The sequence below is a fragment of the Streptomyces olivochromogenes genome, assembly GCF_001514115.1.
Classification (GTDB): Bacteria; Actinomycetota; Actinomycetes; order Streptomycetales; family Streptomycetaceae; genus Streptomyces; species Streptomyces olivochromogenes.
This window is the reverse complement of sequence record NZ_KQ948454.1, coordinates 434606-461044: the sequence shown is the minus strand read 5'-3', so window position 1 is coordinate 461044 and position 26439 is coordinate 434606. Positions and strand designations below refer to the sequence as shown.

The 26439-nt window shown below is 70.2% G+C and carries 17 protein-coding genes, 2 pseudogenes and 1 riboswitch; of the genes and pseudogenes, 9 read left to right on the top strand and 10 right to left on the bottom strand.

Features of this window, described 5'->3' with window-relative positions; all coding sequences use genetic code 11:
* The first annotated feature begins 14 nt into the window (after positions 1 to 14).
* The 4 genes from nuoL (at position 15) to recQ (ending at position 7426) form a co-directional block, all read left to right on the top strand.
* Positions 15 to 1928: an NADH-quinone oxidoreductase subunit L gene (gene nuoL / locus AQJ27_RS14530; RefSeq protein ID WP_067367452.1), complete on the top strand. Its 1914-nt coding sequence runs from the start codon at positions 15 to 17 to the stop codon at positions 1926 to 1928.
* Positions 1929 to 1933: 5 nt separating this feature from the next.
* Positions 1934 to 3505, top strand: coding sequence for an NADH-quinone oxidoreductase subunit M (locus tag AQJ27_RS14525; RefSeq protein WP_067367448.1), 1572 nt, complete (start codon positions 1934 to 1936; stop codon positions 3503 to 3505).
* Positions 3502 to 5151: an NADH-quinone oxidoreductase subunit NuoN gene (nuoN, locus tag AQJ27_RS14520; RefSeq protein WP_067367445.1), complete on the top strand. Its 1650-nt coding sequence runs from the start codon at positions 3502 to 3504 to the stop codon at positions 5149 to 5151. Before AQJ27_RS14525 ends, nuoN begins: the two co-directional genes overlap by 4 nt.
* A gap of 238 nt (positions 5152 to 5389) precedes the next feature.
* Positions 5390 to 7426 carry a DNA helicase RecQ gene (gene recQ / locus AQJ27_RS14515; protein WP_067367442.1) on the top strand — a complete coding sequence of 679 codons (2037 nt, stop codon included), beginning with the start codon at positions 5390 to 5392 and terminating at the stop codon, positions 7424 to 7426.
* Positions 7427 to 7468: 42 nt separating this feature from the next.
* Here the strand turns inward: recQ and AQJ27_RS14510 are convergent, their stop codons facing one another.
* The 7 genes from AQJ27_RS14510 to fahA all read right to left on the bottom strand — a co-directional run bounded on the left by AQJ27_RS14510 (position 7469) and on the right by fahA (position 15926).
* On the bottom strand, positions 7469 to 10228 hold the full coding sequence (locus AQJ27_RS14510; RefSeq protein ID WP_067367438.1) for a fumarate reductase/succinate dehydrogenase flavoprotein subunit: 2760 nt from the start codon (positions 10226 to 10228) through the stop codon (positions 7469 to 7471).
* A gap of 11 nt (positions 10229 to 10239) precedes the next feature.
* Positions 10240 to 11046 (bottom strand): ABC transporter ATP-binding protein, encoded by an 807-nt coding sequence (locus AQJ27_RS14505; protein WP_067367435.1) that lies wholly within the window; start codon positions 11044 to 11046, stop codon positions 10240 to 10242.
* Complete coding sequence (locus AQJ27_RS14500; protein ID WP_067367432.1) at positions 11030 to 11887, bottom strand: ABC transporter permease; 858 nt, start codon at positions 11885 to 11887, stop codon at positions 11030 to 11032. Before AQJ27_RS14500 ends, AQJ27_RS14505 begins: the two co-directional genes overlap by 17 nt.
* Positions 11884 to 13233, bottom strand: coding sequence for an ABC transporter substrate-binding protein (locus AQJ27_RS14495; protein ID WP_067367429.1), 1350 nt, complete (start codon positions 13231 to 13233; stop codon positions 11884 to 11886). Before AQJ27_RS14495 ends, AQJ27_RS14500 begins: the two co-directional genes overlap by 4 nt.
* Positions 13234 to 13248: 15 nt before the next feature.
* Positions 13249 to 13476: a 4Fe-4S dicluster domain-containing protein gene (locus tag AQJ27_RS14490; RefSeq protein WP_067367426.1), complete on the bottom strand. Its 228-nt coding sequence runs from the start codon at positions 13474 to 13476 to the stop codon at positions 13249 to 13251.
* A 180-nt stretch (positions 13477 to 13656) separates the two neighbouring features.
* Positions 13657 to 14436, bottom strand: coding sequence for a GntR family transcriptional regulator (locus AQJ27_RS14485; protein ID WP_201264338.1), 780 nt, complete (start codon positions 14434 to 14436; stop codon positions 13657 to 13659).
* Between the two features lie 266 nt (positions 14437 to 14702).
* Positions 14703 to 15926 (bottom strand): fumarylacetoacetase, encoded by a 1224-nt coding sequence (gene fahA / locus AQJ27_RS14480; RefSeq protein ID WP_067367420.1) that lies wholly within the window; start codon positions 15924 to 15926, stop codon positions 14703 to 14705.
* 354 nt (positions 15927 to 16280) lie between these two features.
* On the opposite strand from fahA, the gene AQJ27_RS14475 reads away from it, so the two are divergent.
* The 3 genes and pseudogenes from AQJ27_RS14475 to AQJ27_RS14465 all read left to right on the top strand — a co-directional run.
* Complete coding sequence (locus tag AQJ27_RS14475) at positions 16281 to 17531, top strand: carboxylate--amine ligase (RefSeq protein ID WP_067367417.1); 1251 nt, start codon at positions 16281 to 16283, stop codon at positions 17529 to 17531.
* Between the two features lie 27 nt (positions 17532 to 17558).
* A complete protein-coding gene (locus AQJ27_RS14470; protein WP_067367414.1) occupies positions 17559 to 18761 on the top strand; it encodes an FAD-dependent oxidoreductase in 1203 nt (400 codons plus the stop codon).
* 303 nt (positions 18762 to 19064) lie between these two features.
* Positions 19065 to 19868, top strand: a pseudogene (locus tag AQJ27_RS14465) (HAD family hydrolase); the annotation flags it as partial.
* Between the two features lie 146 nt (positions 19869 to 20014).
* On the opposite strand, the gene AQJ27_RS14460 reads toward AQJ27_RS14465, so the two are convergent.
* The 3 genes and pseudogenes from AQJ27_RS14460 to AQJ27_RS58640 form a co-directional block, all read right to left on the bottom strand.
* On the bottom strand, positions 20015 to 20713 hold the full coding sequence (locus AQJ27_RS14460) for a LysM peptidoglycan-binding domain-containing protein (protein WP_067367411.1): 699 nt from the start codon (positions 20711 to 20713) through the stop codon (positions 20015 to 20017).
* A gap of 4 nt (positions 20714 to 20717) precedes the next feature.
* Positions 20718 to 20878, bottom strand: a riboswitch (cyclic di-AMP (ydaO/yuaA leader).
* A gap of 272 nt (positions 20879 to 21150) precedes the next feature.
* Positions 21151 to 21474 (bottom strand): hypothetical protein, encoded by a 324-nt coding sequence (locus AQJ27_RS14455; RefSeq protein ID WP_067367407.1) that lies wholly within the window; start codon positions 21472 to 21474, stop codon positions 21151 to 21153.
* Positions 21458 to 23766: pseudogene (locus AQJ27_RS58640) on the bottom strand (CocE/NonD family hydrolase). Before AQJ27_RS58640 ends, AQJ27_RS14455 begins: the two are co-directional and overlap by 17 nt.
* 270 nt (positions 23767 to 24036) lie before the next feature.
* On the opposite strand from AQJ27_RS58640, the gene AQJ27_RS14440 reads away from it, so the two are divergent.
* Together AQJ27_RS14440 and AQJ27_RS14435 are read left to right on the top strand one after the other, a co-directional pair.
* Entirely contained in the window at positions 24037 to 25047 is a 1011-nt protein-coding gene (locus AQJ27_RS14440; RefSeq protein WP_067367400.1) for a polyprenyl synthetase family protein, read from the top strand.
* A gap of 264 nt (positions 25048 to 25311) precedes the next feature.
* Positions 25312 to 26340 carry a CHRD domain-containing protein gene (locus tag AQJ27_RS14435; RefSeq protein ID WP_079064973.1) on the top strand — a complete coding sequence of 343 codons (1029 nt, stop codon included), beginning with the start codon at positions 25312 to 25314 and terminating at the stop codon, positions 26338 to 26340.
* Positions 26341 to 26439 lie beyond the last annotated feature (99 nt).

Below are 26439 nucleotides of genomic sequence, written 5' to 3'. Positions count from 1 at the left end.
GGGGTCGCTGAATCGTGGAGAACCTGATTGCGCTGCTGGTAGCGGCGCCTCTGCTCGGAGCGGCCGTACTGCTGTGCGGCGGTAGGCGGCTCGATGCCGTCGGCCACTGGATCGGCACGGCGCTCGCGGCCGCGTCCTTCGTGATCGGCGCGATCCTCTTCGCCGACATGCTGGGCAAGAGCGCGGACCACCGGGCCATGAGCCAGTACCTGTTCAGCTGGATCCCCGTCGAGGGCTTCCAGGCGGACGTCTCCTTCCAGCTCGACCAGCTGTCGATGACGTTCGTCCTGCTGATCACCGGCGTCGGCTCACTGATCCACCTGTACTCGATCGGATACATGGAGCACGACGAGCGGCGCCGCCGCTTCTTCGGCTACCTGAACCTGTTCCTCGCGGCGATGCTGCTGCTCGTCCTCGCCGACAACTACCTGCTGCTGTACGTCGGCTGGGAGGGCGTCGGTCTCGCCTCGTACCTGCTGATCGGCTTCTGGCAGCACAAGCCCAGCGCCGCCACCGCCGCGAAGAAGGCCTTCCTGGTCAACCGAGTCGGCGACATGGGCCTGTCGATCGCCATCATGCTGATGTTCACCACCTTCGGGTCCTTCGCCTTCGGGCCGGTGCTCGGTACCGAGGGGCACCCGGGGCTCGTCGGCGGCGCGACCGAGGGCAAGCTCACCGCCGTCGCCCTGATGCTGCTGCTCGCCGCCTGCGGCAAGTCCGCCCAGGTGCCGCTGCAGTCCTGGCTCGGGGACGCGATGGAGGGCCCGACCCCGGTCTCGGCCCTCATCCACGCCGCGACCATGGTGACCGCGGGTGTCTACCTGATCGTCCGCTCCGCCGCCATCTTCAACGCCGCGCCCGACGCCCAGCTCGTCGTCACCGTGGTCGGCGCCGTCACGCTCCTGTTCGGTGCGATCGTCGGTTGCGCGAAGGACGACATCAAGAAGGCGCTCGCCGGATCGACGATGTCGCAGATCGGCTACATGGTGCTGGCCGCGGGCCTCGGCCCCATCGGCTACGTCTTCGCGATCATGCACCTGGTGACGCACGGCTTCTTCAAGGCCGGACTGTTCCTCGGCGCCGGCTCGGTCATGCACGGCATGAACGACGAGGTCGACATGCGCAAGTACGGCGGTCTGCGCACGTACATGCCGATCACCTTCGTCACCTTCGGCCTCGGCTACCTCGCCATCATCGGCTTCCCGGGCCTGTCCGGCTTCTTCTCCAAGGACAAGATCATCGAGGCGGCCTTCGCGAAGGGCGGCACCGAGGGCTGGATCCTCGGCGGCGCGGCCCTGCTGGGCGCGGCCATCACGGCGTACTACATGACCCGCGTGATGATCATGACGTTCTTCGGGGAGAAGCGCTGGCAGCCGGACGCCGAAGGCCATGAGCCGCACCCGCACGAGTCCCCGAGGTCCATGACGATCCCCATGATCGTGCTGGCCTTCGGATCGGTCTTCGCGGGCGGTTTCTTCAGTATCGGCGACCGCTTCCTCAACTGGCTGGAGCCGGTCACCGGGCACTCGGAGGGCAACTCGCCCGTCAGCGCCCTCACGGTCACGCTGGCCACCATGGTGCTGCTCGTCGTCGGCGCCGGAATCGCGTACGCCCAGTACGGGCGCAGCCCCGTCCCGGTCGTCGCCCCGCGCGGTTCCCTGCTCACCCGGGCCGCCCGGCGCGACCTGCTCCAGGACGACTTCAACCACGTCGTGCTGGTGCGCGGCGGGGAGCACCTCACACGCTCCCTGGTGTACGTCGACCACACCCTGGTCGACGGGGTCGTCAACGGCACCGCGGCCTCCATGGGCGGCCTCTCCGGGCGGTTGCGCAAACTGCAGAACGGCTATGCGCGCAGTTACGCGGTCTCGATGTTCGGCGGTGTGGCGATCCTCGTCGCCGCGACCCTGCTGATGAGGGCGGTCTGATACCGATGTCCTTTCCTCTGCTGACAGCGACGGCGGCGCTCCCGGCGGTCGGGGCGATCGCCACGGCCGCCGTGCCGGCCGCGCAACGCGTCGCCGCCAAGTGGCTGGCGCTGCTCGTCTCGCTCGCCACGCTCGTCCTGGCCGCGATCGTGCTCGTACGCTTCGACCCCGGCGGCGACCGCTACCAGCTCACCGAATCCCACGCCTGGATCAAGGACTTCGGTGTGCGGTACGAGCTGGGCGTGGACGGCATCGGGGTGGCGCTCGTCGCGCTGACCGCGCTGCTGATCCCGTTCGTGATCCTGGCGGGCTGGCACGACGCCGACCCGCAGGAGACAGGAAGCAAGCGCTGGCGGCCGACCCAGGGCTTCTTCGCCCTGATCCTGGCCGTCGAGGCGATGGTGATCATCTCCTTCGAGGCCACCGACGTCTTCCTCTTCTACATCTTCTTCGAAGCCATGCTGATCCCGATGTACTTCCTCATCGGCGGCTTCGGGGACCGTGCCCACGAGCACGGCGACGACGCGGCGGCGACCCAACGCTCGTACGCCGCGGTGAAGTTCCTCCTCTACAACCTGGTCGGCGGCCTGATCATGCTGGCCGCCGTCATCGGCCTCTACGTAGTGGCCGGAAACTTCTCGCTCCAGGAGATCGTCCAGGCCCGCGCCAACGGCTCGCTGCACATGGCGACCAACACGGAGCGGTGGCTTTTCCTCGGCTTCTTCTTCGCGTTCGCCGTGAAGGCGCCCCTGTGGCCGCTGCACACCTGGCTGCCCAACGCCATGGGAGAGGCCACGGCCCCGGTCGCGGTACTGATCACGGCGGTGGTCGACAAGGTCGGTACCTTCGCCATGCTCCGCTTCTGCCTCCAGCTCTTCCCGGAGGCGAGCAAGTGGGCGACGCCGGTCATCCTCGTCCTCGCCCTCATCAGCATCATCTACGGGGCGCTGCTCGCGGTCGGCCAGCGGGACATCAAACGGCTGGTGGCGTACGCGTCGATCTCGCACTTCGGGTTCATCATCCTGGGCATCTTCGCGATGACCAGCCAGGGCCAGTCGGGCGCGACGCTCTACATGGTCAACCACGGGATCTCGACCGCCGCCCTGATGCTGGTGGCGGGCTTCCTGATCTCGCGGCGCGGCTCGCGTCTGATCGCCGACTACGGAGGGGTGCAGAAGGTCGCCCCGGTGCTCGCGGGCACCTTCCTGATCGGCGGCCTCGCGACCCTCTCGCTCCCCGGGCTCGCGCCCTTCGTGAGTGAATTCCTGGTCCTGGTGGGCGCGTTCGAGCGCTACCCCGCCGTCGGCATCGTCGCCACCTTCGGCATCGTCCTCGCCGCGCTCTACACACTCGTCCTCTATCAGCGGACGATGACGGGCCCGGTGAAGGCGGAGGTCGCCGAGATGCCCGACCTCAGGGTGCGTGAGCTTCTGGTGGTCGCCCCGCTGATCGCCCTGCTGATCTTCCTGGGTGTCTATCCGAAGCCGGTCACCGACATCGTCAACCCGGCGGTCCAGCAGACCATGTCCGACGTCCATAAGACGGACCCCAAGCCCGAGGTGGAGGCGGCCAAGTGAGCACAGCAGCTGTCCACAGCCTGTGGACAACCGCGGCCGAACCGATCTCCAAGATCGACGCGCCGAAGATCGAATACGGGCAATTGTCGCCCACCCTGATCGTGATCGGGGCGGCGCTCGTAGGGGTGCTCGTCGAGGCCTTCGTGCCGCGCAAGTCCCGCTACTACACGCAGGTCTTCCTGTCCGTCGTCGCGCTCGCCGCCGCCTTCGCCGCGGTGATCGCACTGGCGGCAGGCGGATACGGCACCACGAAGGCGCACATCGCGGCCATGGGCGCGATCGCCGTCGACGGACCGTCCCTGTTCCTGCAGGGCACGATCCTGCTGGCGGGCATCCTCGGTGTCTTCACCTTCGCCGAGCGACGGCTCGACCCGGAGGCGCACGGCAACCGCGTCGACTCGTTCGCCGCGCAGGCCGCCTCCGTGCCCGGCAGCGACAGCGAGAAGGCCGCGGTGAGGGCCGGGTTCACCACCACCGAAGTGTTCCCGCTGCTGCTCTTCGCGATCGGCGGCATGCTGGTCTTCCCGTCGGCCAACGACCTGCTGACACTGTTCATCGCGCTGGAAGTCTTCTCGCTGCCCCTCTACCTGCTGTGCGCCGTGGCCCGCCGCAAGCGGCTCATGTCGCAGGAGGCCGCGGTCAAGTACTTCCTGCTCGGCGCCTTCGCCTCCGCGTTCACCCTCTTCGGCATCGCCCTGCTCTACGGCTACGCGGGCTCCGTGTCGTACGCGACGATCGCGCAGGTCGTGGACGGCACGATCCCGAACGTCGACCCGGCGCTCGCCGGCACCATGGGCAACGACGTGCTGCTGCTCATCGGCGCCGCGATGGTCGTCATGGGCCTGCTCTTCAAGGTCGGCGCGGTGCCGTTCCACATGTGGACCCCCGACGTCTACCAGGGCGCGCCGACACCGGTCACCGGCTTCATGGCCGCGGCGACGAAGGTGGCCGCCTTCGGGGCGCTGCTGCGACTGCTGTACGTCGTCCTGCCGGGCCTGCGCTGGGACTGGCGGCCGGTCATGTGGGCCGTCGCGATCGTCACCATGCTGGGCGGTGCGATCGTCGCGATCACCCAGACCGACATCAAGCGGCTCCTGGCGTACTCGTCCATCGCGCACGCCGGATTCATCCTCGCGGGCGTCATCGCGACCTCGCCGGACGGCGTCTCGTCGGTCCTCTTCTATCTGGGCGCGTACTCGTTCGTGACGATCGGGGCCTTCGCGGTCGTGACCCTGGTCCGCGACGCGGGCGGCGAGGCCACGCACCTGTCCAAGTGGGCGGGCCTCGGACGCAGGTCACCGCTGGTGGCGGCCGTCTTCGCGGTCTTCCTGCTGGCGTTCGCGGGTATTCCGCTGACCTCCGGCTTCGCCGGGAAGTTCGCCGTCTTCAAGGCGGCGGCGGAGGGCGGCGCGGGCGCGCTGGTCGTGGTCGGTGTGATCTCGTCGGCGATCGCGGCGTTCTTCTACATCCGCGTGATCGTGCTCATGTTCTTCAGCGAGCCCCGGCCGGAGGGACCGACGGTCGCCGTGCCCTCGCCGCTGACCATGACGGCGATCGGGTTCGGCGTGGCGGTCACGCTGGTGCTCGGTGTGGCGCCGCAGTACTTCCTGAACCTGGCGAGCCAGGCGGGAGTCTTCGTCCGCTGAACCACGCACGGTCCGGGCCCCGCTCTCTCCTCGTGAGGCAGCGGGGCCCGAGCCATGTCCGGTCGGCCGCGTGCCCCGTGTGTCCCGCGTGCATCAGGGGGCTGTGCGGGCTGGACGGGCCGGGCGCCGATGCGTAGGGAAGTCGGCCGGTCGCAGCCTGTGGATAACTCCGAGACTGTCGGCGCGGACCCCTATCGTGGACGCAGTGGTCGAGGCGCGACGTACGGGGGACAGGACGATGGGCGGGACGGGTGTGATGACCGAAGCGGACGCGACGGAGACGCTGGGAGAGAGCGAGGCACTGGCCACGCTCCACCGGGTCTTCGGGTACGACGCCTTCCGCGGCGAGCAGGAAGCGATCATCGAGCACGTGGTGGCGGGCGGTGACGCTGTCGTCCTGATGCCGACGGGTGGCGGCAAGTCGCTCTGCTACCAGATTCCGGCCCTGGTCAGACCGGGTACGGGAGTCGTGGTCTCCCCCCTCATCGCGCTGATGCAGGATCAGGTGGACGCGCTGCGCGCGCTGGGCGTGCGTGCCGGGTTCATGAACTCCACGCAGGACTTCGACGAGCGGCGCGTGGTGGAGGCCGAGTTCCTGTCAGGGGAGCTCGACGTGCTCTACCTGGCCCCGGAGCGGCTGCGCCTGGAGACCACGCTGGACCTGCTGTCCCGCGGGAAGATCTCCGTCTTCGCGATCGACGAGGCGCACTGCGTGGCCCAGTGGGGCCACGACTTCCGCCCCGACTATCTGGCGCTCTCGCTGCTCGGCGAGCGCTGGCCGGACGTCCCGCGCATCGCACTGACGGCCACGGCCACCCGCGCGACGCACAAGGAGATCACCCAGCGCCTGGCCATGCCGACCGCCCGCCACTTCGAGGCGAGCTTCGACCGTCCCAACATCCAGTACCGGATCGTCCCGAAGGCCGACCCCAAGAAGCAGCTGCTGTCCTTCCTGCGCGACGAGCACGCGGGCGACGCGGGCATCGTGTACTGCCTTTCGCGCAACTCGGTGGAGAAGACGGCCGAGTTCCTCTCCCGCAACGGCGTCGAGGCGGTGCCGTACCACGCGGGTCTTGACGCGGGCACCCGCGCCACCCACCAGTCGCGCTTCCTGCGCGAAGAGGGCCTGGTCGTGGTCGCCACCATCGCCTTCGGCATGGGTATCGACAAGCCGGACGTGCGGTTCGTCGCCCACCTCGACCTGCCCAAGTCGGTCGAGGGCTACTACCAGGAGACGGGACGCGCGGGCCGTGACGGACTGCCGTCCACGGCATGGATGGCGTACGGGCTTCAGGACGTCGTCCAGCAGCGCAAGATGATCCAGGGCTCGGAGGGCGACGAGGCGTTCCGCCGCCGGGCCGCCGCCCACCTGGACTCGATGCTGGCCCTGTGCGAGACGGTCCAGTGCCGGCGCTCCCAGCTCCTCGCCTACTTCGGCCAGGACCCGCACACCCCGGCATGCGGCAACTGCGACACGTGCCTCGCACCGCCCGAGACCTCGGACGGCACGGTCGTGGCACAGAAGCTGCTGTCCACGGTGGTACGGCTGCAGCGCGAGCGCGGACAGAAGTTCGGCGCCGGACAGATCATCGACATCCTGCTGGGGCGGCGCACCGCCAAGGTGATCCAGTTCGATCACGACCAGCTGTCCGTGTTCGGCATCGGTGAGGACCTCGCCGAGTCCGAATGGCGCGGCGTGGTGCGGCAGCTGCTGGCGCAGGGCCTGCTCGCGGTCGAGGGCGAGTACGGGACGCTGGTGCTGACCGAGGAGAGCGGGACGGTGCTGCGGCGCGAGCGCGAGGTGCCGCTCCGCAAGGAGCCACCGAAGCCCACCGTCTCCCGCTCGTCCTCCTCGTCCTCGCGGGGCGATCGCAAGGCCAAGGCCGCCGCGGCCGACCTGCCCCAGGAACTCGTCCCCGCCTTCGAGGCCCTGCGCTCCTGGCGCGCCGAACAGGCGAAGGAACAGGGCGTCCCGGCGTACGTCATCTTCCACGACGCCACGCTCCGGGAGATCGCCACGGTGTGGCCCACCTCGGTCGAAGGCCTCGGCGGCATCAGCGGGGTGGGCGAGAAGAAGCTCGCGACGTACGGAGAGGGCGTGATCGGAGTGCTCGCCTCCCTGGGCGGCGGCGCCCCCGGAGCCGCGCCGACTGCCGCCCCGGGAGCCGGGCCGACCGCCGCCCCCGGAGCCACGCCGACCGCCGCGACCGGTGAGGCACCGGACCCGGACTGGCCCGAGTTGGACGCGGAGCCGCCCCCGGAGGACTGGATATAGGGCGCCCCGGCCCTCTGTCCAGCTCTCTGCTCAGCCCCGTGGTCACAGGGCCCGTGACGCGTACGCCCTGACGTCCGCGTCGGAGTCCGCGGTGGCCGTGGCCAGGGCCGCGTGGGCGTTCTCGTCGATCGCGGAGTGCCGTACGAGGGCCAGGACCGCCGCCTTGCGGACGTCGGCGTTCGGGTCTTCCAGGGCCCGGGCGAGCGCCGGGACGGCGACCCGGGCCTCGGCGGCCGACAGCGCGGTCGCGGCGCCGGAGCGGACCTGCCAGGCGGGATCGGCCTGGGCGGCGACGGCACGCACGGCCAGGGACGTCGAGCAGCCGGTGACGGCCAGCGTCGCGAAGGCCGCTGCCCGGACCAGGGCGTCCGGGTCCGTCGTGAGCCGGTCGAGGGCATCAGCGACGAGCTTTCCCGGGGTCACGTTGGCGAGGGCCTTGGCCACCGTGACGCGGACCTCGCGGGAGGGGTCGGCCGCGGCCCGGCTCAGGGGCTCCGCGGCGTCGACGGAGACCAGGGCGCGCACGGCCTCGACGCGGACCGCGGTTTCGGGATCGGCGAGGGCGTCCGCGAACAGTTTTGCGTCGCCCAGGCGCAGCGCGCGCAGGACGTCCAGGGCGGCGGCGCGTACGACGGGATCGTCCTCGGCGAGGGCGGCGGCGAGGCCCTCGCGCAGGTCCGGCTCGGCCGGCAGGGCCTCCACCAGCTCGCGCAGCGAGGCCGCGGCGGTGGCCCGTACGTCGCCGTGCGGGTCCCGGAGTGCGGCGGCGAGGGCGGGACCGGTGCCGGGCGGCACGGTCTCGGTGAGGACGTCGACGGCCGAGCGTCGGACAGCGGGGGACGGATCGTCCAAGTAGGGCAGCAGCGCGGTGAGTTCGGGCTCCTGCTCCGTGAGGGCGAGTAGTTCGAGGAGGCGGGGCGAGGTGCCGGCGCCGGTGCGGTCGGGTCCCCTGCGGTCGGGATCGGTGACGGGGACCGTGCCGGAAGGGCGCGCCGAGGACACCGGCGCGGCGTCCCGTGCCCCCGCGGTGGCGACCGCCTCCGGGTGGACCTCGCCGAGGTGTCGGGAGGCGCCGCCCGTCGGGGCGAAGTCGGGAACCGGGACGAGATAGGGGGCCACGGGACGGGCCGTGAACTCCATGGAGCCGGAGGGGGACTTGTGCAGGTCGAGGTGGTGGAACCAGGAGTCGTCGTCGCGCGCTGGATGGTCCGTGCGGTCGTGGTACAGGCCCCAGCGGGACTCGGTGCGGGCCAGGGAGGCGCGGGCCGCCATCTCCGCGCAGTCGCGGATGAACGTGACCTCGGCGCATCGCATCAGCTCGTGCGGGGTGCGGGCACCCATCTCCGCGATGTCCGCACGCATCCGCTCGAACGCCTCCAGGGCGAGGGAGAGCCGGGCGCCGGACTTCGGCGGCGCCACGTAGTCGTTCACGAAGCGGCGGAGTTTGTACTCGACCTGGGACTGCGGGGGGCCGTCCGGGTGGTGCAGCGGGCGGTACACCAGTTTGTGTGCGTCGCGCAGCTGGTCCTGCGGCAACTCGCCCTCGTAGGGCTTGTACTGGGCGGCGTCCGCTCCCGCGAGGTCGCCGAAGACGAACGCGCCGATCATGTAGTTGTGGGGGACACAGGCCAGGTCCCCGGCGGCGTACAGACGGGGCACGGTCGTACGGGCGTGGTCGTCGACCCGTACGCCCGAAGCGGAGTGGCCGCCGCACAGGCCGATCTCGGAGATGTGCATCTCGATGTCATGGGTGCGGTAGTCGTGGCCGCGACCGGCGTGGAAGGTACCGCGCGTGGGGCGTTCGGTGGTGTGCAGAATGGACTCGAGGGCGCTGATCGACTCCTCGGGGAGGTGGCTGAGCTTGAGGTACACCGGGCCCCGGTCCGAGGCGATCTCGGCGGCGAACTCGGCCATCATCTGGCCCGACCAGTAGTCGGAGTCGACGAAGCGTTCGCCGTGCCGGTTGACCTGGTAGCCGCCGAAGGGGTTGGCGACGTAGGCGCAGGCGGGACCGTTGTAGTCCTTGATCAGTGGGTTGATCTGGAAGCACTCGATGCCGGTGAGTTCGGCCCCGGCGTGGTAGGCCATGGCGTAGCCGTCACCGGCGTTGGTGGGGTTCTCGTACGTGCCGTAGAGGTAGCCCGATGCGGGCAGGCCGAGGCGGCCGCAGGCGCCGGTCGCGAGGATCACCGCCCCGGCACGTACGGAGACGAACCGCCCGGTGCGGGTGTTGAAGCCCGCGGCACCCACCGCACGCCCCTCCGCCGTGAGGACCCGTACCGGCATGACCCGGTTCTCGATGCGGATGCGCTCGCGCATCTCGCGGCGCCGCAACTGCCGGTAGAGGACCTTCTTGACGTCCTTGCCCTCGGGCATCGGCAGCACGTACGAGCCGGAGCGGTGCACCTGGCGGACCGCGTACTCGCCGTGCTCGTCCTTTTCGAACTTCACGCCGTACGACTCCAGGCGCTGCACCATCGCGAAGCCGCGGGTCGCGGTCTGGCGGACGGTGGACTGGTCGACTATGCCGTCGTTGGCGCGGGTGATCTCGGCGACGTAGTCGTCGGGCTCGGCGCGGCCGGGGATGACCGCGTTGTTGACGCCGTCCATGCCCATGGCGAGAGCGCCGGAGTGGCGGACGTGCGCCTTCTCCAGGAGGAGGACATCGGCCCCGTGCTCGGCGGCGGTGAGCGCCGCCATGGTGCCGGCCGTGCCGCCGCCGATGACGAGGACGTCGCAGGACAGCTCTTCGGCGTCCGCGAGCGCGGGGATCTCCACGGGAGTGTCGACGGGGGTGTCCACGAGGGTGCCTTTCAGGTGCTGAGGGACGTGAGGACCTCGCGGCGCAGGGTGAGCCGCGCCGGGTCGTCGAGTGCGGAGCGATCACGCGGGCGCGGTACTTCACGTACGGCGAGAAGCCGGCCGGGGCTGCCGGGACCGCCGTCGTCGGCCGGGTGCCCGGAGCCGAGGAGTGCGACCCGGTCGCCCAGGAACAGCGCCTCGTCCACGTCGTGGGTGACGAAGACGACGGTCGCTCCGGTGCCGTGCAGTACCTCGACGAGGAGGTCCTGCATGCCGGCGCGGGTCTGGGCGTCGAGGGCGCCGAAGGGTTCGTCCATGAGGACGGCGCGGGGTGCTCCGGCGAGGGCGCGGGCCAGTTGGACGCGCTGGCGCTGGCCGCCGGAGACGCGGTGCGGCAACTGCCTTTCGCGGTCGGCGAGTCCGACGCGGGCGAGCCAGGCCGAGGCCTGCGCGCGTCGCTCGGTGCGGGACGAGCCCTTGATGGCCAGCGGGAGTTCGACGTTGGCGCGCAGGGTGCGCCAGGGAAGGAGGGCATCTTCCTGGAAGACGAGTGCCCGGTCGGCACCTGGGCCTGCCAGGGGACGACCGTCCTGGGTGATGGTTCCGGCGAGTGCGGGCAGCAGCCCGGCGAGGGTGCGCAGGAGGGTCGACTTGCCGCAGCCGGAGGGGCCGACGACGGTGAGGATCTCGCCGGGGGTGATGTCCAGGTCGACGCCTTCGATGACGGGGGCGCCGGGGCGGCCGAGCGAGGCGCGGGTGAGGGACAGCCGGGTGCCGCGCGCGGCGACGGGCGTCCCGGTCTCAGACGAGGTGCTCATCGCGCACCCCCTCCTCGCGGACAGGTTCTGGGACGGACGGGACCGGGGCGGGGGCGCTGCGCAGGCGCGCCCCGGCGACGTACTCGGTGCGTGGCAGCCACCGGGTGAGCCATCGCCCCACGCGCTCGACGGCCGTGGAGGTGACCCAGCCCAGCACACCGATCGTGACCATGCCGACGAAGACACCGGGATAGTCGACGACGGTGTAGTCCTGCCAGGTGCGGTAGCCGACGCCGTACTGGCCGGAGATCATCTCGGCGGAGATCACACAGATCCACGAGACGCCGATGCCGACCGAGAGGCCGCCGAAGATCCCGGGGAGGGCGCCGGGCAGGACGACCGAGCCGAGGATCCGCCATCGGCCGCCGCCCATGGTGCGCACCGCTTCCTCCCACACGGGGACCAGGGCCCGAACCGCGTGCCGGGTGGAGACCAGGACCGGGAAGAAGGCGGCGGCGCAGGTGATGAAGACGATGCCCTGTTCGTTGCTGGGGAAGAGGAGGATCGCGACCGGGACGAGCGCGATCGCGGGGATCGGCCTGAGCACCTCCACCAGCGGGCCGAGCAGGTCCTCGGCGAGGCGCGAGCGGGCCACGAGCACGCCCGTGGCCACCCCCAGGACGGCCGCCAGCAGGAAGCCGGTGAGGATCCGGGTGAGGCTGTCGGTGAGGTCCGTCCAGTAGTCGTGGCCGCCGAGCCGGTCACCGAAGGCACGGGCCACGTCGGCGACGGTGGGGAACTGCGAGAAGCGCAGCCAGAGGTCGATGTTCAGGCTGGTCAGCAGCTGCCAGGCGGTCAGGGCCGCGGCGAGCGACGCGGCCCTGACGAGATACCGGGTCATGACGCCCGCTCCAGCGCGGAGGCGTACGAGATCGTGTGCGCGCCCAGGTGGCCGGCGAGGTACGCCTGGGCTGTCGCCGCCGTGACGAAGGGGCGCAGGTCGTTGCCGTCGGCCACCCACACCGCCCGGTCGGCGAACCACGGGGTGCCGGTCGTGGCGTCGGGGACGTACGCGGCGCGGACGGTGTCGCGGTGGGAGGACACGTAGTGGAGGAGAGCGGAGGGGGAGGCGAAGGTACGGGTCGAGGAGGCGCCCTTGGGCCACACCTCGCTCGCGGCCGGTGGAGGTGACGCGGCGAGCTGATCGGCGTACGCGGTCGGGCCGAGGGCGCGCTTCACGTACTGGTCGTCGACGAAGGCGTCCACGTCGACGTCGCCCACGAGCTTCGCCGACTTCAGGACGGAGACGTCCTTCTTCAGCGCGGAGATCAGTCGGGGCTTGAGGGCCGGGTCGAAGGCGGCGATGCCGTGAGCGCCGTTGTAGAGGTAGACGACCTCGGCGGGCAGATCGGTCGCCTTCGCGACCTCCTGGGCGGCGGCCAGTGGGTGGTCGTGCAGGTAGGTCGTCGCCTCCGACTGCGCCCGGAGGAAGGCCTCCAGCACGGCCGGGCGCTTCGTCGCGAAGTCCTCGCGGGCGGTGACGCCGTGGAAGGTCGGCAGATCGAGCGCGGCGCCGTCGTACAGGGCCTTCGCCTTGCCCTGGAAGGCGAGCAGGCCGGGCCAGGCGACGAACTGCGAGAGCGCGTCGGTGCTGCCCGCGGAGAGGGCCGAGGCGCCCACCGCGGGCTGCTGGTTGAGCTTCTGGATGCCCTTGTCCGGGTCGATTCCGGCGCGCTGCAGAGCTCGTACGAGGGTGCCGTCGGCCGCCGAACCGATGCTGGTCGACACCTTCTTGCCCCGTAGGTCGTCGAGGGCGGCGAGTTTCGAGTCCGGTGCCGTGACGATGGTGTTGAGGCCGCCTCGGAGGTTGTAGCCGGTGACGGAGACGAGGCGGGTGGGGCGGCCGAGCTGTTTGCCGCGGGCCGCGTTGATCAGCAGTGGGAAGTCGCCCATCGAGCCGATGTCGATCTTCCCGGCGGTCATCTGGGCGGTGATGGGGGCGCCGGTCGCGTAGTCCTGCCAGTTCACCTTGTACGTCGTGCCGTCCCCGAGGGCCTTGAGCTCCCTCTCGAAGGAGCCGAGGGAACGAAGCAGGGTTCCCGCCGTGACGGTGTTGATGGTCTTGGACTGGTAGCCGACCGTGATAGTGACCGTGGAGCCGGAACCGGTCGTGGTGCCGCTGCCGCAGGCGGTGAGAGGAAGCACGAGGGCGGCCGTGGCCAGGGCGGCGAATGCCTTGAGTTTCATGGGAGTTCGGTCCTCTCACCGGAGGAGGTAGGGCATGTTGACCGTGACGGCCCCGGTGGGGCAGCGGGCCGCGCAGGGGCCGCAGTACCAGCACTCGTCGACGTGCATGTACGCCTTGCCGTTGCTCTCGTCGATGGCGAGGGAGTCCAACGGGCACATGTCCATGCAGAGCGTGCAGCCGTCGATGCACTTCGACTCGTCGATGGTCACGGGCACGTCGGCCCGCTGGGGCGCCAAGGGCATGGCTGTCTCCAGAAAAGTCGTGCGTGGGATGAACCGGAAGGACCCTTCGAAACGATGAAGGGGTGGAGGGGCGCGGCGGCGGTGAGGGGGCGCGGTGGTGAAGGGAGCTGGGGTGAAAGGGAGCTGTGGTGAGGGGCGCGGTGCGGAAGGGGGGTGACGGTGACGTGGTGAAGAGAGGCGTCAGAGCGCGCGGCGGAGCTGGCCGCTCATCGTGATGCGGTCGCCGCGGAAGCGGATGAACTCCAGGTCCACGGGGCGGCCGTCGGCGAGGTGAGTGAGCCGCTCCAGCATGAGGAGGGCCGCACCGCGGGGTGCTTGCAGGACGGCCGCCGAGTGTGCGTCGGAGTTGACCGCCTCCAGGGTGATCTCGGCGTGCCCCAGCGGCTGGCCGGCGATGGCTTCCAGGAGACGGAAGACATCGGTGTTCTCCAGGTCGGCGCCGAGCAGGGCGGAGCCGAGGTCGAGCGGGATGTAGGTGAGGTCGAGCGAGAGGGGGAGTCCGTCGAGGCGGCGGAGGCGTTCGATGTAGAGGACGTCGGCGCCGGGGGCGATACGGAGGCGGTCGGCCACGGGGGTGGGCGCGGCCACGGGGCCGACCGTGCGGACCTCGTTGGTGACCTGGCCGTGTTCGCGCAGGGTTTCCGCGAGTCCCATCAGCCGGTCGAGTCCGTGCGGGTACTTCTGGGCGACGACGACGGTGCCGACGCCGGGAAGGCGTTCCACCAGGCCCTCCGCGCGGAGCAGGTCCAGGGCCTGGCGGACGGTGTTGCGCGAGGCGCGGTAGTCGGTGCCGAGGGCGGCCTCGTGCGGCAGGGTGCCGTCCGGGAAACCGCCGGTCAGCACCTGGTGGCGGAGCAGGTCGGCGAGTTGCCTCGCCCGGTCCGCGCGCAGCCGACGCCGGTGGGCGGCGACGGTGGTCGCGCCGGGGCCGGCGTGTTCTCGGACGCGTTCGGTGGGCATGCGACGGACCATACCGACGGGGTGCGGCCGGTGGTGTTGCTGGAGTGTTGCGCCACCTGTCGATGGTGAGGGTCGGGGGTTGGCCTGCGGCTTTGGTCGGGAGGAGGGGAGTTCTGCCACCCGTGGGGGCGCGGTGTGGGGCGGGGGTGTCTTGGGGGTGTGGGGGTGCGGGCGCGTGGGGCCGACGGGTAGGGGTCTCCGCCCCCGCCGCCCCTACCCGTCCCATCCAGGGGCTCCGCCCCCACCCCCCCCCGGACCTCCCGGAGTCAGGAGGGGTTGGGTGCCGGGGTGATGCGGCCCCTCACCTCGCCCAGTCCCACCCGCGTGCCGCCGGGGCCCGGGGCCCAGGCAGTCAGGGTGACCTCGTCGCCGTCCTCCAGGAAGGCCCGCTTGCCGTCGGGGAGGTCGAGGGTGTCGCGGCCGTTCCAGGTGAGTTCCAGGAGGGAGCCGCGCTCGTGCTCGGAGGGGCCGCTGACCGTTCCCGAGCCGTACAGGTCGCCGGTGCGCAGAGAGGCTCCGTTGACCGTCATGTGGGCCAGTTGCTGGGCGGCCGTCCAGTACATGGTGGAGAAGGGGGGTTCGGAGACGACGTGGCCGTTGACGGCGACGGAGATACGGAGGTCGTAGCCGCCGGGCTCGTCCTCGGAGTCGTCCAGGTAGGGGAGGAGGGGGTGCGTGCGGGCCGGGGGCGCGACCCGTGCGTCGTCCAGGGCGTCGAGCGGGGTGATCCAGGCGGACACCGAGGTGGCGAAGGACTTGCCGAGGAAGGGGCCGAGAGGGACGTACTCCCAGGCCTGGATGTCGCGCGCCGACCAGTCGTTGAGGAGGCAGAGGCCGAAGACGTGGTCGCGGAAGGAGGAGAGCGGGACGGGCGTGCCCCTGGTCGAGGGTGCGCCGACGACGAAGCCGACCTCCGCCTCGATGTCGAGCCGGACGGAGGGGCCGAAGACGGGGGCGGTGTCGGAAGGGGCCTTGCGCTGGCCCGAGGGGCGGACCACCTCCGTGCCCGACACCACGACCGTGCCGGAGCGACCGTGGTAACCGATCGGCAGGTGCTTCCAGTTGGGGGTGAGGGAGTCGGTGGCGTCGGGGCGGAAGATCTGTCCGACGTTCCGGGCGTGGTTCTCGGAGGCGTAGAAGTCGACGTAGTCCGCGACCTCGAAGGGGAGGTGCAGGGTCACCTCGGAGAGGGGGTGCAGGAGGGGCGCGATGGTCTCCCGGTGGGCCGGGACCGTCACCCAGGCGGTGAGTGCGCGGCGTACGTCGGACCAGGCCGTGCGGCCGGCGGCGAGCAGCGGGTTCAGGGTGGGCTGCGCGAGCAGTCCGGCGTACGGGGAGCCGAGTGCCCGGGCGGTCGCTCCCGCGTCGAGGACGTGGTCGCCGAGCCGGACGCCGACGCTCCGCTCGGACGCTCCGGCCCGGGAGAAGACGCCGTAGGGGAGGTTGTGCGGGCCGAAGGGATCGCCCTCGGGGACATCGAAGGGGGGCATCGGGTGGTGCCTCGCTTTCGTGGTCGTGCGCGCTGTGTGGTCCGTGTGACTGTCTTGGCCGTGTGATCCGCGCGGTGCATGTGTGGGTGTTTCACGTGCTCCGTGTGGTCGCGGCACAGGTTACGGGGGAGTGACGTGCTGTGGCAGTGCCCGCAGAGTTGCCGCGAGTTGTCGTGAGTCGCCGGGGCGGTATCCGAAGAGTTGCCTCGACAGTGCCTAAAGAGTTCGCAATGTCCGAATAGGCCTTGTCGGACGCGGTAGTTCCGGCTTAGCGTCCTTTGGGGACATGGACGGGGTGGGTCCGGTCCGTAGGGGGGACACGTGGGGGGACCCGTGGCCGGGAGCGTCAGCGGAGTGCCGGTCGACGCCGATCGGAACGTTCCGGGCCTGATCGTGAAGTTTGGCGACTATCCGCTGCACCACGGCGGTGTGGGCGCCATCCGAAGTCTGGGCCGCCTCGGCATACCGATGTATGCGATCACCGAGGACCGTTACACGCCTGCCGCGGCCTCGCGTTATCTGCGCCGTGCCTTTGTCTGGCCGACGACGGGGACGGAGGAGCCGGAGCTTCTCGTCGAGGGGTTGCTGCGGATCGGGGCTCGCATCGGGCGGCCGACGGTGCTCGTCCCGACGGACGAGGAGGCGGCCGTCCTGATCGCCGAACACCAGGAGGAGTTGGGGGAGCGGTTCCTCTTCCCCCGGGTGGACGCCAAACTGCCCCGGCGCCTCGCCAGCAAGCAGGGCCTGCACGAACTCTGCGTGGAGCACGGCATCCCCAGTCCGGCGGCGGCCTTTCCTCAGTCGTACGAGGAGATCGTGGCGTTCGCCGAGAACGCCCGGTTTCCGATCGTCGCCAAGAACCGGGAGGCGTTCGTACGTCGCAGCCAGCCGGCGGTGAACGGGACGACGAGGATCGCGACCCGGGAGGGGCTGCTGTCACTCGCCCGGGACTGGGGTGATCAGCCGGGCGTGATCCTCCAGGAGTACCTGCCCAGGGAGGAGGCGGAGGACTGGATCGTGCACGCGTACTTCGACGCGGACTCGACGCCGCTCGCGATGTTCACGGGCGTGAAGGTCCGCTCCTGGCCGCCGCACGCGGGAATGACGGCGAACGCGTACGTCGTCGACAATCCGGAACTCGCGGACCTCGCCGCGCGTTTCATCAAACAGATCGGCTTCAGCGGCGTCATCGACCTCGATCTGCGCTTCGACCGGCGCGACGGACAGTACAAACTCCTCGACTTCAACCCCCGGATGGGCGCGCAGTTCCGGCTCTTCGAGAACGAGTCGGGGATCGACGTCGTCCGGGCCATGCATCTCGACCTGACCGGGCGCACCGTTCCCGAAGGGGAACAGCGGGCCGGTCATCGGTACATCGTGGAGAACATCGACCTGCCGGCCCTGCTCGCCTACCGGCGCAGCGGCTACACGACCCCGCACGCGCCGACTCGCGCGAGCGGTACGGAGCTGGCCTGGCTCGCGGGTGACGACCTGCGGCCGTTCTTCACGATGCTCGCGCGCTTCGTGCGGCCGGGCGCGAGGCATCTGTATCAGCTGTGGCGGACCAACCGCCGTGGCGGCAGCACCAGTACGACCACGAAGTGACGAAAGTACGTCCTGGGGAGGGACTTCGTGATTTATCCGGTAGCAGTCATCGGTGCCGGCCCGTTCGGCCTGTCCACCGCCGCTCATCTGCGGGCGCGTGGCATCCCGGTGCGTGTGTTCGGCGAGCCCATGGTGAGTTGGCGTGACCACATGCCCGAGGGGATGCTCCTCAAGTCGACCCCGGTCGCGTCCAGCCTCGACGCCCCGCAGCCCGGCCACACGATCGCCGACTACTGCGATGCGGCGGGGATCCGCCGGCTCGTCACGGACGAGGACATCATTCCGGTCGAGACGTTCATCGCGTACGGCGAGTGGTTCCAGCAGAAGTTGGTGCCCGAGCTGGAGCGGGTGCGGGTGGTGTCGGTCGACCGCCGGGGCAGCGAGGGCTTCGAACTCAAGCTGGACTCGGGGGAGTCGTTCACGGCGCGGGCGGTCGTCGTGGCCACGGGACTGTACGGACTCGCCCATCTGCCACCCGAGCTCGGCGGCGCGGCGGCGGATGGACCCACACCCACCGGCCTCGTCTCGCACAGCTCCCAGCACCACGACCTCGCCCGGTTCTCCGGCAAGGAACTGATCGTCGTCGGCGCGGGCCAGTCCGCGCTGGAGACGGCGGCGCTCGCGGCGGAGGCGGGGGCGCAGGTCCGGGTGGTGTCCCGGGGGCGGGGCAGGGTCGCCTTCGGCGCACCGCCCTGGAAGCAGCCGAAGCTGCGTCCCGAGTCGCCCTTCGGCCGCGCCTGGTCCCTGTGGGCGCTCAGCTACTACCCGCACCCCTACCGCTATCTGCCCGCCGAGGCCCGGCACTACCTGGTCCGCCGGGTGCTCGGCCCCCTCGGGGCGTGGTGGCTGCGCGACCGCTTCGAGGGCAAGGTCGAGGTCAGTGAGGTGTCCGGGATCGTTCGCGCCGACGTCTCCGACGGGCGTCCGGTCCTCTCCGTGCAGACCCTGGGCGGCCGGGGCGAGGAGCTCGCCGCCGACCATGTCATCGCGGCGACCGGTTATCGCGTCGACATCGCCGCGATGGACTTCCTGGGGCACGAGTTGCGCACGGCACTCGCGGTGAGCCGCGGTACTCCCAAGCTCGGTGCGGGGTACTGCTCCTCGGTGCCCGGGCTGTACTTCACGGGGTTGCCGGCGGCGGCTTCGTACGGGCCGGTGATGCGGTTCGTGTGCGGTACGGAGTTCGCTTCGCCGCGGCTGGCCAAGCACTTGGCGGGCGCGCACGGATGAGGTGACCGGGGTCCGTGCGGTCGGAGGGGTCGGTGACTGGTGGGCCACGCCGTGGGCGGGTCCAACCCGCCGCGTCGGAGCTCGTGTTGGGCTCGGGCGGCCACAGTCACCGCTGCCGCGTCATCCTCTGGAGTGACATTCCGCTCGGAGTCTTTTCGTACCGCCCGATTCGGTGGACAGGGGCCGAAGTGCACTTTGTACGCCCAGTACGGCCCGTACGGTCAACGGCGTTGCTGACGGGATACCGGACGTCGTCCGGTTCACGCCGGGCCGATGAGTCGTTCGATCCGTATTCTTCGGATCATGGCCGCTCCGACTGCATATTCACTTATCGCCACTGACCTGGACGGAACGCTGCTCCGCGGCGACGACACCCTCTCCGACCGGTCTCGGGCCGCGTTGGAGAGGGTGGCCGAGGCGGGTGCCCGGCACCTGGTCGTGACGGGGCGCCCGGCGCCGAGAGTACGACCGCTGCTCGACGAACTCGGCGGCGCGGGACTGGCGGTGTGCGGGCAGGGGGCGCAGCTGTACGACGCGGCGACGGACCGGCTGCTGTGGTCGGTGACCCTGGACAGGGAACTCGCGGAGACCGCGCTCGGCAAGATCGAGGCGGAAGTCGGGCTGCTCTACGCCGCGGTGGACCAGGACGGCGTGGACGGGCTGACGCTCATCGAGCCGGGGTACGTGATGCCGCATCCGACGCTTCCGGCGGTGCGGGTGCGTCACCGTGACGACCTGTGGACGGAGCCGATCAGCAAGGTGTTGCTCCGCCATCCGTCACTGTCCGACGACGAGTTGGCCTCGGCGGCCCGGGGAGTGGTGGGCTCGCTGGCCACCGTCACCATGTCGGGACCCGGGACCGTCGAACTCCAGCCATGCGGCGTGACCAAGGCGACCGGTCTGGCGCTCGCCGCCGACCACCTCGGTCTCACTCCGGCCGCCACCATCGCCTTCGGCGACATGCCCAACGACATCCCCATGTTCGACTGGGCCGCCCGGGGGGTCGCCATGGCCAACGCACATCCGGAGCTGAAGGCGATGGCCGACGAGGTGACGCTGTCGAACGAGGAGGACGGGATCGCGGTGGTGCTGGAGCGGCTGTTCCCGTGCCGGTCGAATCGGTTCCGGGAGTCCGGAGAGCCCGGTGGGTCCCGGGGGCTCTCCGAGTCTCTCCGACCTCATCAGCCGTATCAGCCGCATCAGTCCTGGCAGGCGTACCAGCCCTACCGGCCCAACCAGCCCCACCAGCCCTGTCAGTAGGCCCCGTTGACGTTGTCGATCGAGCCGTACTTCGCCGCCGCGTAGTTGCAGGCCGCCGTGATGTTCGCGACCGGGTCGTAGGGGTTCATCGACGTGCCCGGCACGTGGTAGGCCTTGAACGTCGGGTCGATGACCTGGAGCAGGCCCTTGGAGGGGATGCCGGCCTTGGCGTTGGAGTCCCAGTTGTTGATGGCCAGGGGGTTGCCGGAGGACTCGCGCATGACGTTGCGGTGGATGCCGTTGTAGGTGCCGGGGATCTTGTTGCGGGCCATGATGTCCAGCGAGTGCTTGATCCAACCGTCGAGGTTGTTCGCGTACGTCTTCGAGCTGGTGGGCGCCGTCTTCGCCGGGGTCGCCTTGGTGGGGGTTTGGACGGTTCTGGTGCCTACGGTCAGGGTGAGGCCCGGCCGGAGCGTCGTCGGGTCGGGGCCTATGACCGCGCGGTTGGCGGCGTACAGCTTCGCCGCGCCGCCGCTCTTGGGGTACTTCTGCGCGATCTTGGCCAGGGTGTCGCCCGCGACCACCTTGTACGTGATGAGCTGGACATCAGTGGTGGTGGCCGTGGCGGCCTGCGCGCAGGTCGCGCTCACGAGCGGAAGGGCGAGTGCGACTCCGCCCATTCCCGCGGCGAGGATGCCCCGAGTGAGCATGCCGTGGATCTTGAAGCTGCGGTGCTTGCCTCGTGCGGACATGGCGAATTCCTCTCCGGCGCCTGCGAAGTGAGCTGTCGGGTTCGGGCGGGAGCTGCCCGGCCGCACGGTGTGTGCGACTTCACCCCTAGCCGTTCCGGTGTCCGGTTCGGCGGCTTACCTGGGTCCCCCGCTCCTGCCGTGCGTGTGTGTGGGTGGCTGGGTTATTCCGGTCGGCGGCAGGATTGGGCGGTCCGTCCGGATTGACGTGAACGTATGCGAGAGCACATGTCCGGAACAAGCCCTCATTTCCCGGTGTAGATCGCTTTCACCTGGGAGATCCGAGGGTGAAAATGCCCGATTAATCCGGAACGTGACGCTCAACTTGCCTTATGCAAAGGGGGAGTCGTCAAGAGGGGATAAAGAGTCCACCCGACATGGGCGTGACCCAATTCACGCGACCAAGCAGAAATAAAGCGGCACTGGCGGCAAATCGGACATCATGCTTCGAGTGTCCAGGCCGGTGAGCCCGCGGGCGGAGCCGGGCGGACCTCCCACGCGGACAGGTCCGTGTCGGGGTCGTCGTCGGGGAGCCGGCCGGCGTTGGGCTTGAAGTAGAGGCCGTAGGCCCAGTATTCGGGGAGTTCGTGGCACATAAGGTCTGGGTAAGGCTCGAACTCCTGCCCCGCGTAAGCCCTGTTGATCCTCGCCACCGCCTCGGCCCGGGGGATCCCGAAACGCGCGACCATCTCGTCGGCCATCTCGCGGAAGTACGCGAGCATCCCCTCGTCCAGGGCCATCAGGAACTCACCGGTCCGCGCCATGCTCCTCAGGGTTGCCCATGCCGCCGCCGGGACTCCAGTCCGCCGTCCGGGGGATTCTTCTCTCCCGCGTCCGATGGAAGACCACCTCGTTGCCGTCCTTGCAGATCAGCTCGTTCGCGGTGATGAACTCCCGGGCGTCGCAGCCGAGTTCGGAGCGTGTCTCGTCCCGGGCGTCCCAGGGCGGCTCCGGGCGGTGCGGACGGATCGACCTCGTCGAGCGGGTACGGGCGGAAAGCGGGTCCGATTCGTCGATGGTGTACGTGTCCGGGGCGTCCTCCGTGCATTCGAGGCCGTCCGGGTAAACACGGGTGGCGTCCTGGTGAGGGTCGGCCTCCAGGCGCCACTCGCCCCTCGCCACGTCTCGGACGACCAGGCGTTCGGGGCGGGGCTCGTCCAGGGTGGCCGGGGACGTCACTCCCAGGGGTTCGGACCGCTCCGGCTCCTCGAAGGTGATCCTCGGGTCCGACTCCCTTGCTCGCACCGGAAGTTCGAGCGAACTGCCCGCCGGGTCCAGGACGAACCCCGCCGCCGAGCCCGGCTGGGGCCAGATCCACGACCAGTAGGCGCAGGACAGGGAGAGCCGGATGCGGTGGCCGGAGGGGAATGCGTAGCCGAGGGCGGTCATGTCGAAAACCACGTCCTCCGTAGAGCCCGGTTTCCAGGAGACCGCCCGGTCGGGGCCGTAGCGCGCTGACAGGTTCAGAGCACCCCGGGTCACCAGCGTCGAGGAACCGTCGGCAGCGACGTCGCACACCCGGGCGATCACCTGGCCCCAGGGGGAGTGGGACGTCAGACGCAGGAGGACCCCGGGGCACCCCAGGATCCAGGTCTCCCCCGGGACGTCGAACTCGAAGCAGGCCGACCTCGCGACCTCCTCCCGCTGGTTCGACGGCAGGTCCGCGTCGTTCCCGACGGGTCGGAAACGGCCCGCGTCCACGCCCGTGTGCTGAGGGGAGCACACCAGCACCGGTGCGCCCCGCGTCGCGTACGCGATCGGGGTCACGGAGGGGGAGGGCCAGGCGGTGTCGCCCGCCCAGCGGCCGGGGAGGGACGGGTACGTCGTCGCCGGGGGGCCATGACGTAGGAGCGCAGGAGGGGCTGCGCCATGACGTCACGGTTGCGCACGCCGGGGTCCGGATCGTTGTTCACACCGGGGTCCGGATCGTCGTTCATACCGGGGTCCGGATGGCCGTTCACGCCGGGCCCTGGATCGCCGTTCACGCCGGGGTCAGGATCGGTCGTCGCGTCGGGGCCGGGATTGTTGATCACGCCGAGGTCGGGATTGAGCACACCGAGGTCGGGATGGCCGATCGCGTCGGGCTCGGGATCGGGATCAGGGCCGGGGCTGGACTCGGACTCGGACTCGGCGACGCTCGTAACGGTCGGCCTGAGCCAGCGGTCCCACCACCTCGGCGTCTCCTGGAGGAAGCCGATCGCCGGGCCCGGTGGCAGGCCCCGGTCCGGGTACTGGTGGCACCAGGGGCCGATCAGGCCGCGCACGCGGTCGGCGGGAAGGCTCTCGACCAGACGCAGCACCGTGTCGCGGTACGGGTCGTGCCACCGCCCACCGCAAGCGCGGCGGCCCGGATCCCTCCGTATCCCCCGTCCTCATCCCCCGTCCTCGCGCACACCGGCGTGTTGCCGGTACTCGTCCCGTGTCGGGTGGGACAGCCACGTATGGATGAACGGCTCCACCGTCTCCAGCAGGCGCTTCACCCACATGTCGCACCACATCACCTGGCCACGTGCGCCGGATCCGGCGGGACGGGCGACGTCGGCGAGCGCCGTGGCCGCCCGGGCGTGCGTCTCGACGGCGAGGACGGAACCTCCCGTGCGGTGCCCGTCGTTGTCACAGGGATCGTCGGTCGAACAGACCGCGACGATCGCCTTGAGCGGTTCGGGCGCGAGGGCCGCGATCCGAAGGGAGGTGAAGCCGCCCCGGGAGATGCCGAACATGCCCACCGCGCCGCTGCACCAGGGCCGGTCCGCCAGCCAGTGGATCACTTCCACCCCGTCGGCCCGCTCACTCTCCCCGTACGGGTCCGCCGGCACGCCCTCCGAGTCGCCGTGACCGCGGGCATCCACCCGGACGGAGGCGTAGCCGTGACCCGCGTACCAGGGGTGGCGCTGCCAGTCGCGTGGCGCGGTCCTGTCGGTGAGCCGGTCCGGGAGATATTCGAGGAGCGCGGGGACGGGCGCGTAGGCCAGCGCGCGCCACACACGCGCGTGCAGGCGGGTGCCGTCCGGGAGAGGGACCCACAGATCCCCGTCTGAGCAGTCAATACGTCTTATATCAGGTCATATCGAGCGATCAAGAACATACCGTCCGTGATCCAGTACCGCCCGGGTGTGGGACTGTCTGCCGCTCGGGGGACATCGGATGGCGGGGGAGAGGGAAGTCGGGAGGAAGTCGGCAGTGGGGACGGTGGGCGCTCGTGGTGATCGAAACGTGACCGGATACGCTGACTTGAGTGATGGCAGCGACACATCGACAAACCGTGTCATCGACCGAATGATCGACCGAGTTCGCCATGTGATCGTCAGCAGACAGGAGAACCTCTCGTGACCGTCGTCGGGCCGTTCGGGCTGAGCGTGCGGGACCAGGCTCTCGAAGCCGATGTCCAGGCCGGATTGACGGCTGTGGAGGAGGGCTTGCTCGAAGTCACCAAGAGCGAGGTCCCCTTCATCACAGAGGCCGCGCAGCACCTGCTGCGCGCCGGCGGAAAGCGGTTCCGTCCGCTGCTCGTGATGCTCGCCGCGCAGTTCGGTGACCCCTACGCGCCGGGTGTCGTGCCCTCGGCCGTGGTCGTCGAACTGACCCATCTCGCCACCCTGTACCACGACGACGTGATGGACGAGGCCGACGCGCGGCGCGGCGTGCCCAGCGCGAACACCCGCTGGGGCAACTCGGTCGCCGTTCTCACCGGCGACTTCCTCTTCGCGCGCGCGTCCCACACCCTGGCCGACCTCGGGCCCGAGGCCGTCCGTATCCAGGCCGAGGCGTTCGAGCGGCTCGTCACCGGACAGATCCTGGAGACGGCGGGGCCGCGCGACGGACGCGACCCGGTCGACCACTACCTCGACGTGCTCGGCGGCAAGACCGGCTCGCTGGTCGCCGTGGCGTGCCGGTTCGGCGCGATGATGTCGGGCGCCGACGAGACGGTCGTGGACGTGCTGACGCAGTACGGGGAGCGGCTGGGTGTCGCCTTCCAGCTCGCGGACGATGTGCTGGACATCGCCTCCGACTCGCACGAGTCCGGGAAGACGCCGGGTACGGACCTGCGCGAGGGCATCGCCACGCTGCCGGTGCTGCGACTGCGTGAGCGGGCGGAGCGGCTCGGTCTCGCCGAGGACATCGCGCTGTGCGAGCTGCTCGACTCCGACCTCACGGACGACGACCGGCACGCGGAGGCGCTGGCTCTGCTGCGGGCGCATCCGGCGCTGGAGCAGGCCCGCCGTGACACCGTGCGGTACGCGGAGGAGGCCCGCGCCGCGCTCGTCCCGCTCCGCGAGTGCGATGCGAAGGCGGCGCTCATGGAGCTGGTGGACGCGGTCGTGCACCGGGCCGGATAGGCGCCCGGAGCGAGCCACCGGCGTACGCCCTCCTCGGGTGCTGACGTACGCCCTCCTCGGGTGCCTACGTACGCCCTCCTCAGGTGTCGGCGTGCGGCCCTCCTCAGGTGTCGGCGTGCGCCCTCCCCGGGTCCCGACGTAGGCGCTCCCCGTCGTGACGCACGTCACATTGTTGGATTGAGTCCAGGATAGGAATCGGTCCGTACTCCCGGGCAGAAGCTGACGCAGGGGGCGTCGGCTGCATTACGGGGAGAAAAAAGAATCATGGAATCGAACGTCACGTTCAAGACCATGTCGGACGCGCGCCGCAAGGGCCTGGTCATGGCCGGTGTCGCGGTGGCAGCCGCGGCCGGTGTCGCAGCCGCCGTCATCCCGGCGGTCGCCGCAGGCGGCGGCCACCACAGTGACCACGGCGGCATGAGCCACTCGACGCACGGCGACCAGACCATCGTCGCGCAGAGCGGAGTCGTCGGCGGCAGCGGCGCCATCCTCGCCACCAGCCTCCGTGGCGCCAACGAGGTGCCCGTCCAGGGCGGCCCCGCCGTCGGCGACAAGGACGGTGCGGCGCTGGAGTTCATCAAGGTCAAGGGGGACAAGGTGTCCGTCGCCGTGACCTGGCGCGGCACCGGCAGGCCGACCATGCTCCACATCCACCAGGGCGCCAAGGGCACCAACGGCGGCATCAAGATCGACTTCACCGAGCTGCTCGGCAGGATCAAGGGTCACCACGTGGTCGGCACCGTGAAGGTGAAGGACGCCGCCCTGCTGCAGCGGCTGAAGAACGACCCGGGAGCGTTCTACGCCAATCTGCACACCGCCGAGTTCCCGGGTGGAGCCGTCCGCGGCCAGCTCCACAAGGTCACCGGCTCCTTCGACTTCCGTGACGCCCTCGGCAACTTCCAGGCGTCCGTGGTCAAGGGCAAGCAGATCTACGAGTGCAAGCCCGCCGAGGGCGGTGGCTACGCCTTCGCTCAGCGTGACGTCGCGGCGCTGCTTGGTGGCAATATCGTGCATACGTTCGTGAAGCCCAACTCCGGTACGCCGCAGTGGGTCGCGCCCGACCGCAGTGCGGTCACCGGAGCGGTGATCTCCAAGACTCCGAACGGCGACAAGAACATCGCCGAGCTGGACCTCAAGGCCACACAGTCCGGCAAGCACCGCGGTCTGCTGGCCGACACGCAGGAGATCCTGCGGCTCAACACCGTGGGCGGCGTCGCCCCGGCCGGCTCCTGCTCGCCGGGCGCGATCGTGGGCGTGCCCTACCAGGCGGACTACGTGTTCGTGCAGCGCTGACGGGTACCGGGGCTCAGTGAGGCCCAGGCGGTGGTTTCCCCAACCCCTACGGGTCGGGGGAGCCACCGCCTTCTCATGTCATACCGCAGGACTACGTGG

Bases quoted from the DNA above. Each gene is read 5' to 3' on its own strand.
- AQJ27_RS14485 (WP_201264338.1), bottom strand. From the start codon at position 14,436: ATGCCCACCGAACGCGTCCGAGAACACGCCGGCCCCGGCGCGACCACC.
- AQJ27_RS14505 (WP_067367435.1), bottom strand. From the start codon at position 11,046: ATGAGCACCTCGTCTGAGACCGGGACGCCCGTCGCCGCGCGCGGCACC.
- recQ (WP_067367442.1), top strand. From the start codon at position 5,390: ATGGGCGGGACGGGTGTGATGACCGAAGCGGACGCGACGGAGACGCTG.
- fahA (WP_067367420.1), bottom strand. From the start codon at position 15,926: ATGCCCCCCTTCGATGTCCCCGAGGGCGATCCCTTCGGCCCGCACAAC.
- AQJ27_RS14460 (WP_067367411.1), bottom strand. From the start codon at position 20,713: ATGTCCGCACGAGGCAAGCACCGCAGCTTCAAGATCCACGGCATGCTC.
- AQJ27_RS14495 (WP_067367429.1), bottom strand. From the start codon at position 13,233: ATGAAACTCAAGGCATTCGCCGCCCTGGCCACGGCCGCCCTCGTGCTT.
- AQJ27_RS14490 (WP_067367426.1), bottom strand. From the start codon at position 13,476: ATGCCCTTGGCGCCCCAGCGGGCCGACGTGCCCGTGACCATCGACGAG.
- AQJ27_RS14435 (WP_079064973.1), top strand. From the start codon at position 25,312: ATGGAATCGAACGTCACGTTCAAGACCATGTCGGACGCGCGCCGCAAG.
- AQJ27_RS14525 (WP_067367448.1), top strand. From the start codon at position 1,934: ATGTCCTTTCCTCTGCTGACAGCGACGGCGGCGCTCCCGGCGGTCGGG.
- AQJ27_RS14455 (WP_067367407.1), bottom strand. From the start codon at position 21,474: ATGGCGCGGACCGGTGAGTTCCTGATGGCCCTGGACGAGGGGATGCTC.
- AQJ27_RS14500 (WP_067367432.1), bottom strand. From the start codon at position 11,887: ATGACCCGGTATCTCGTCAGGGCCGCGTCGCTCGCCGCGGCCCTGACC.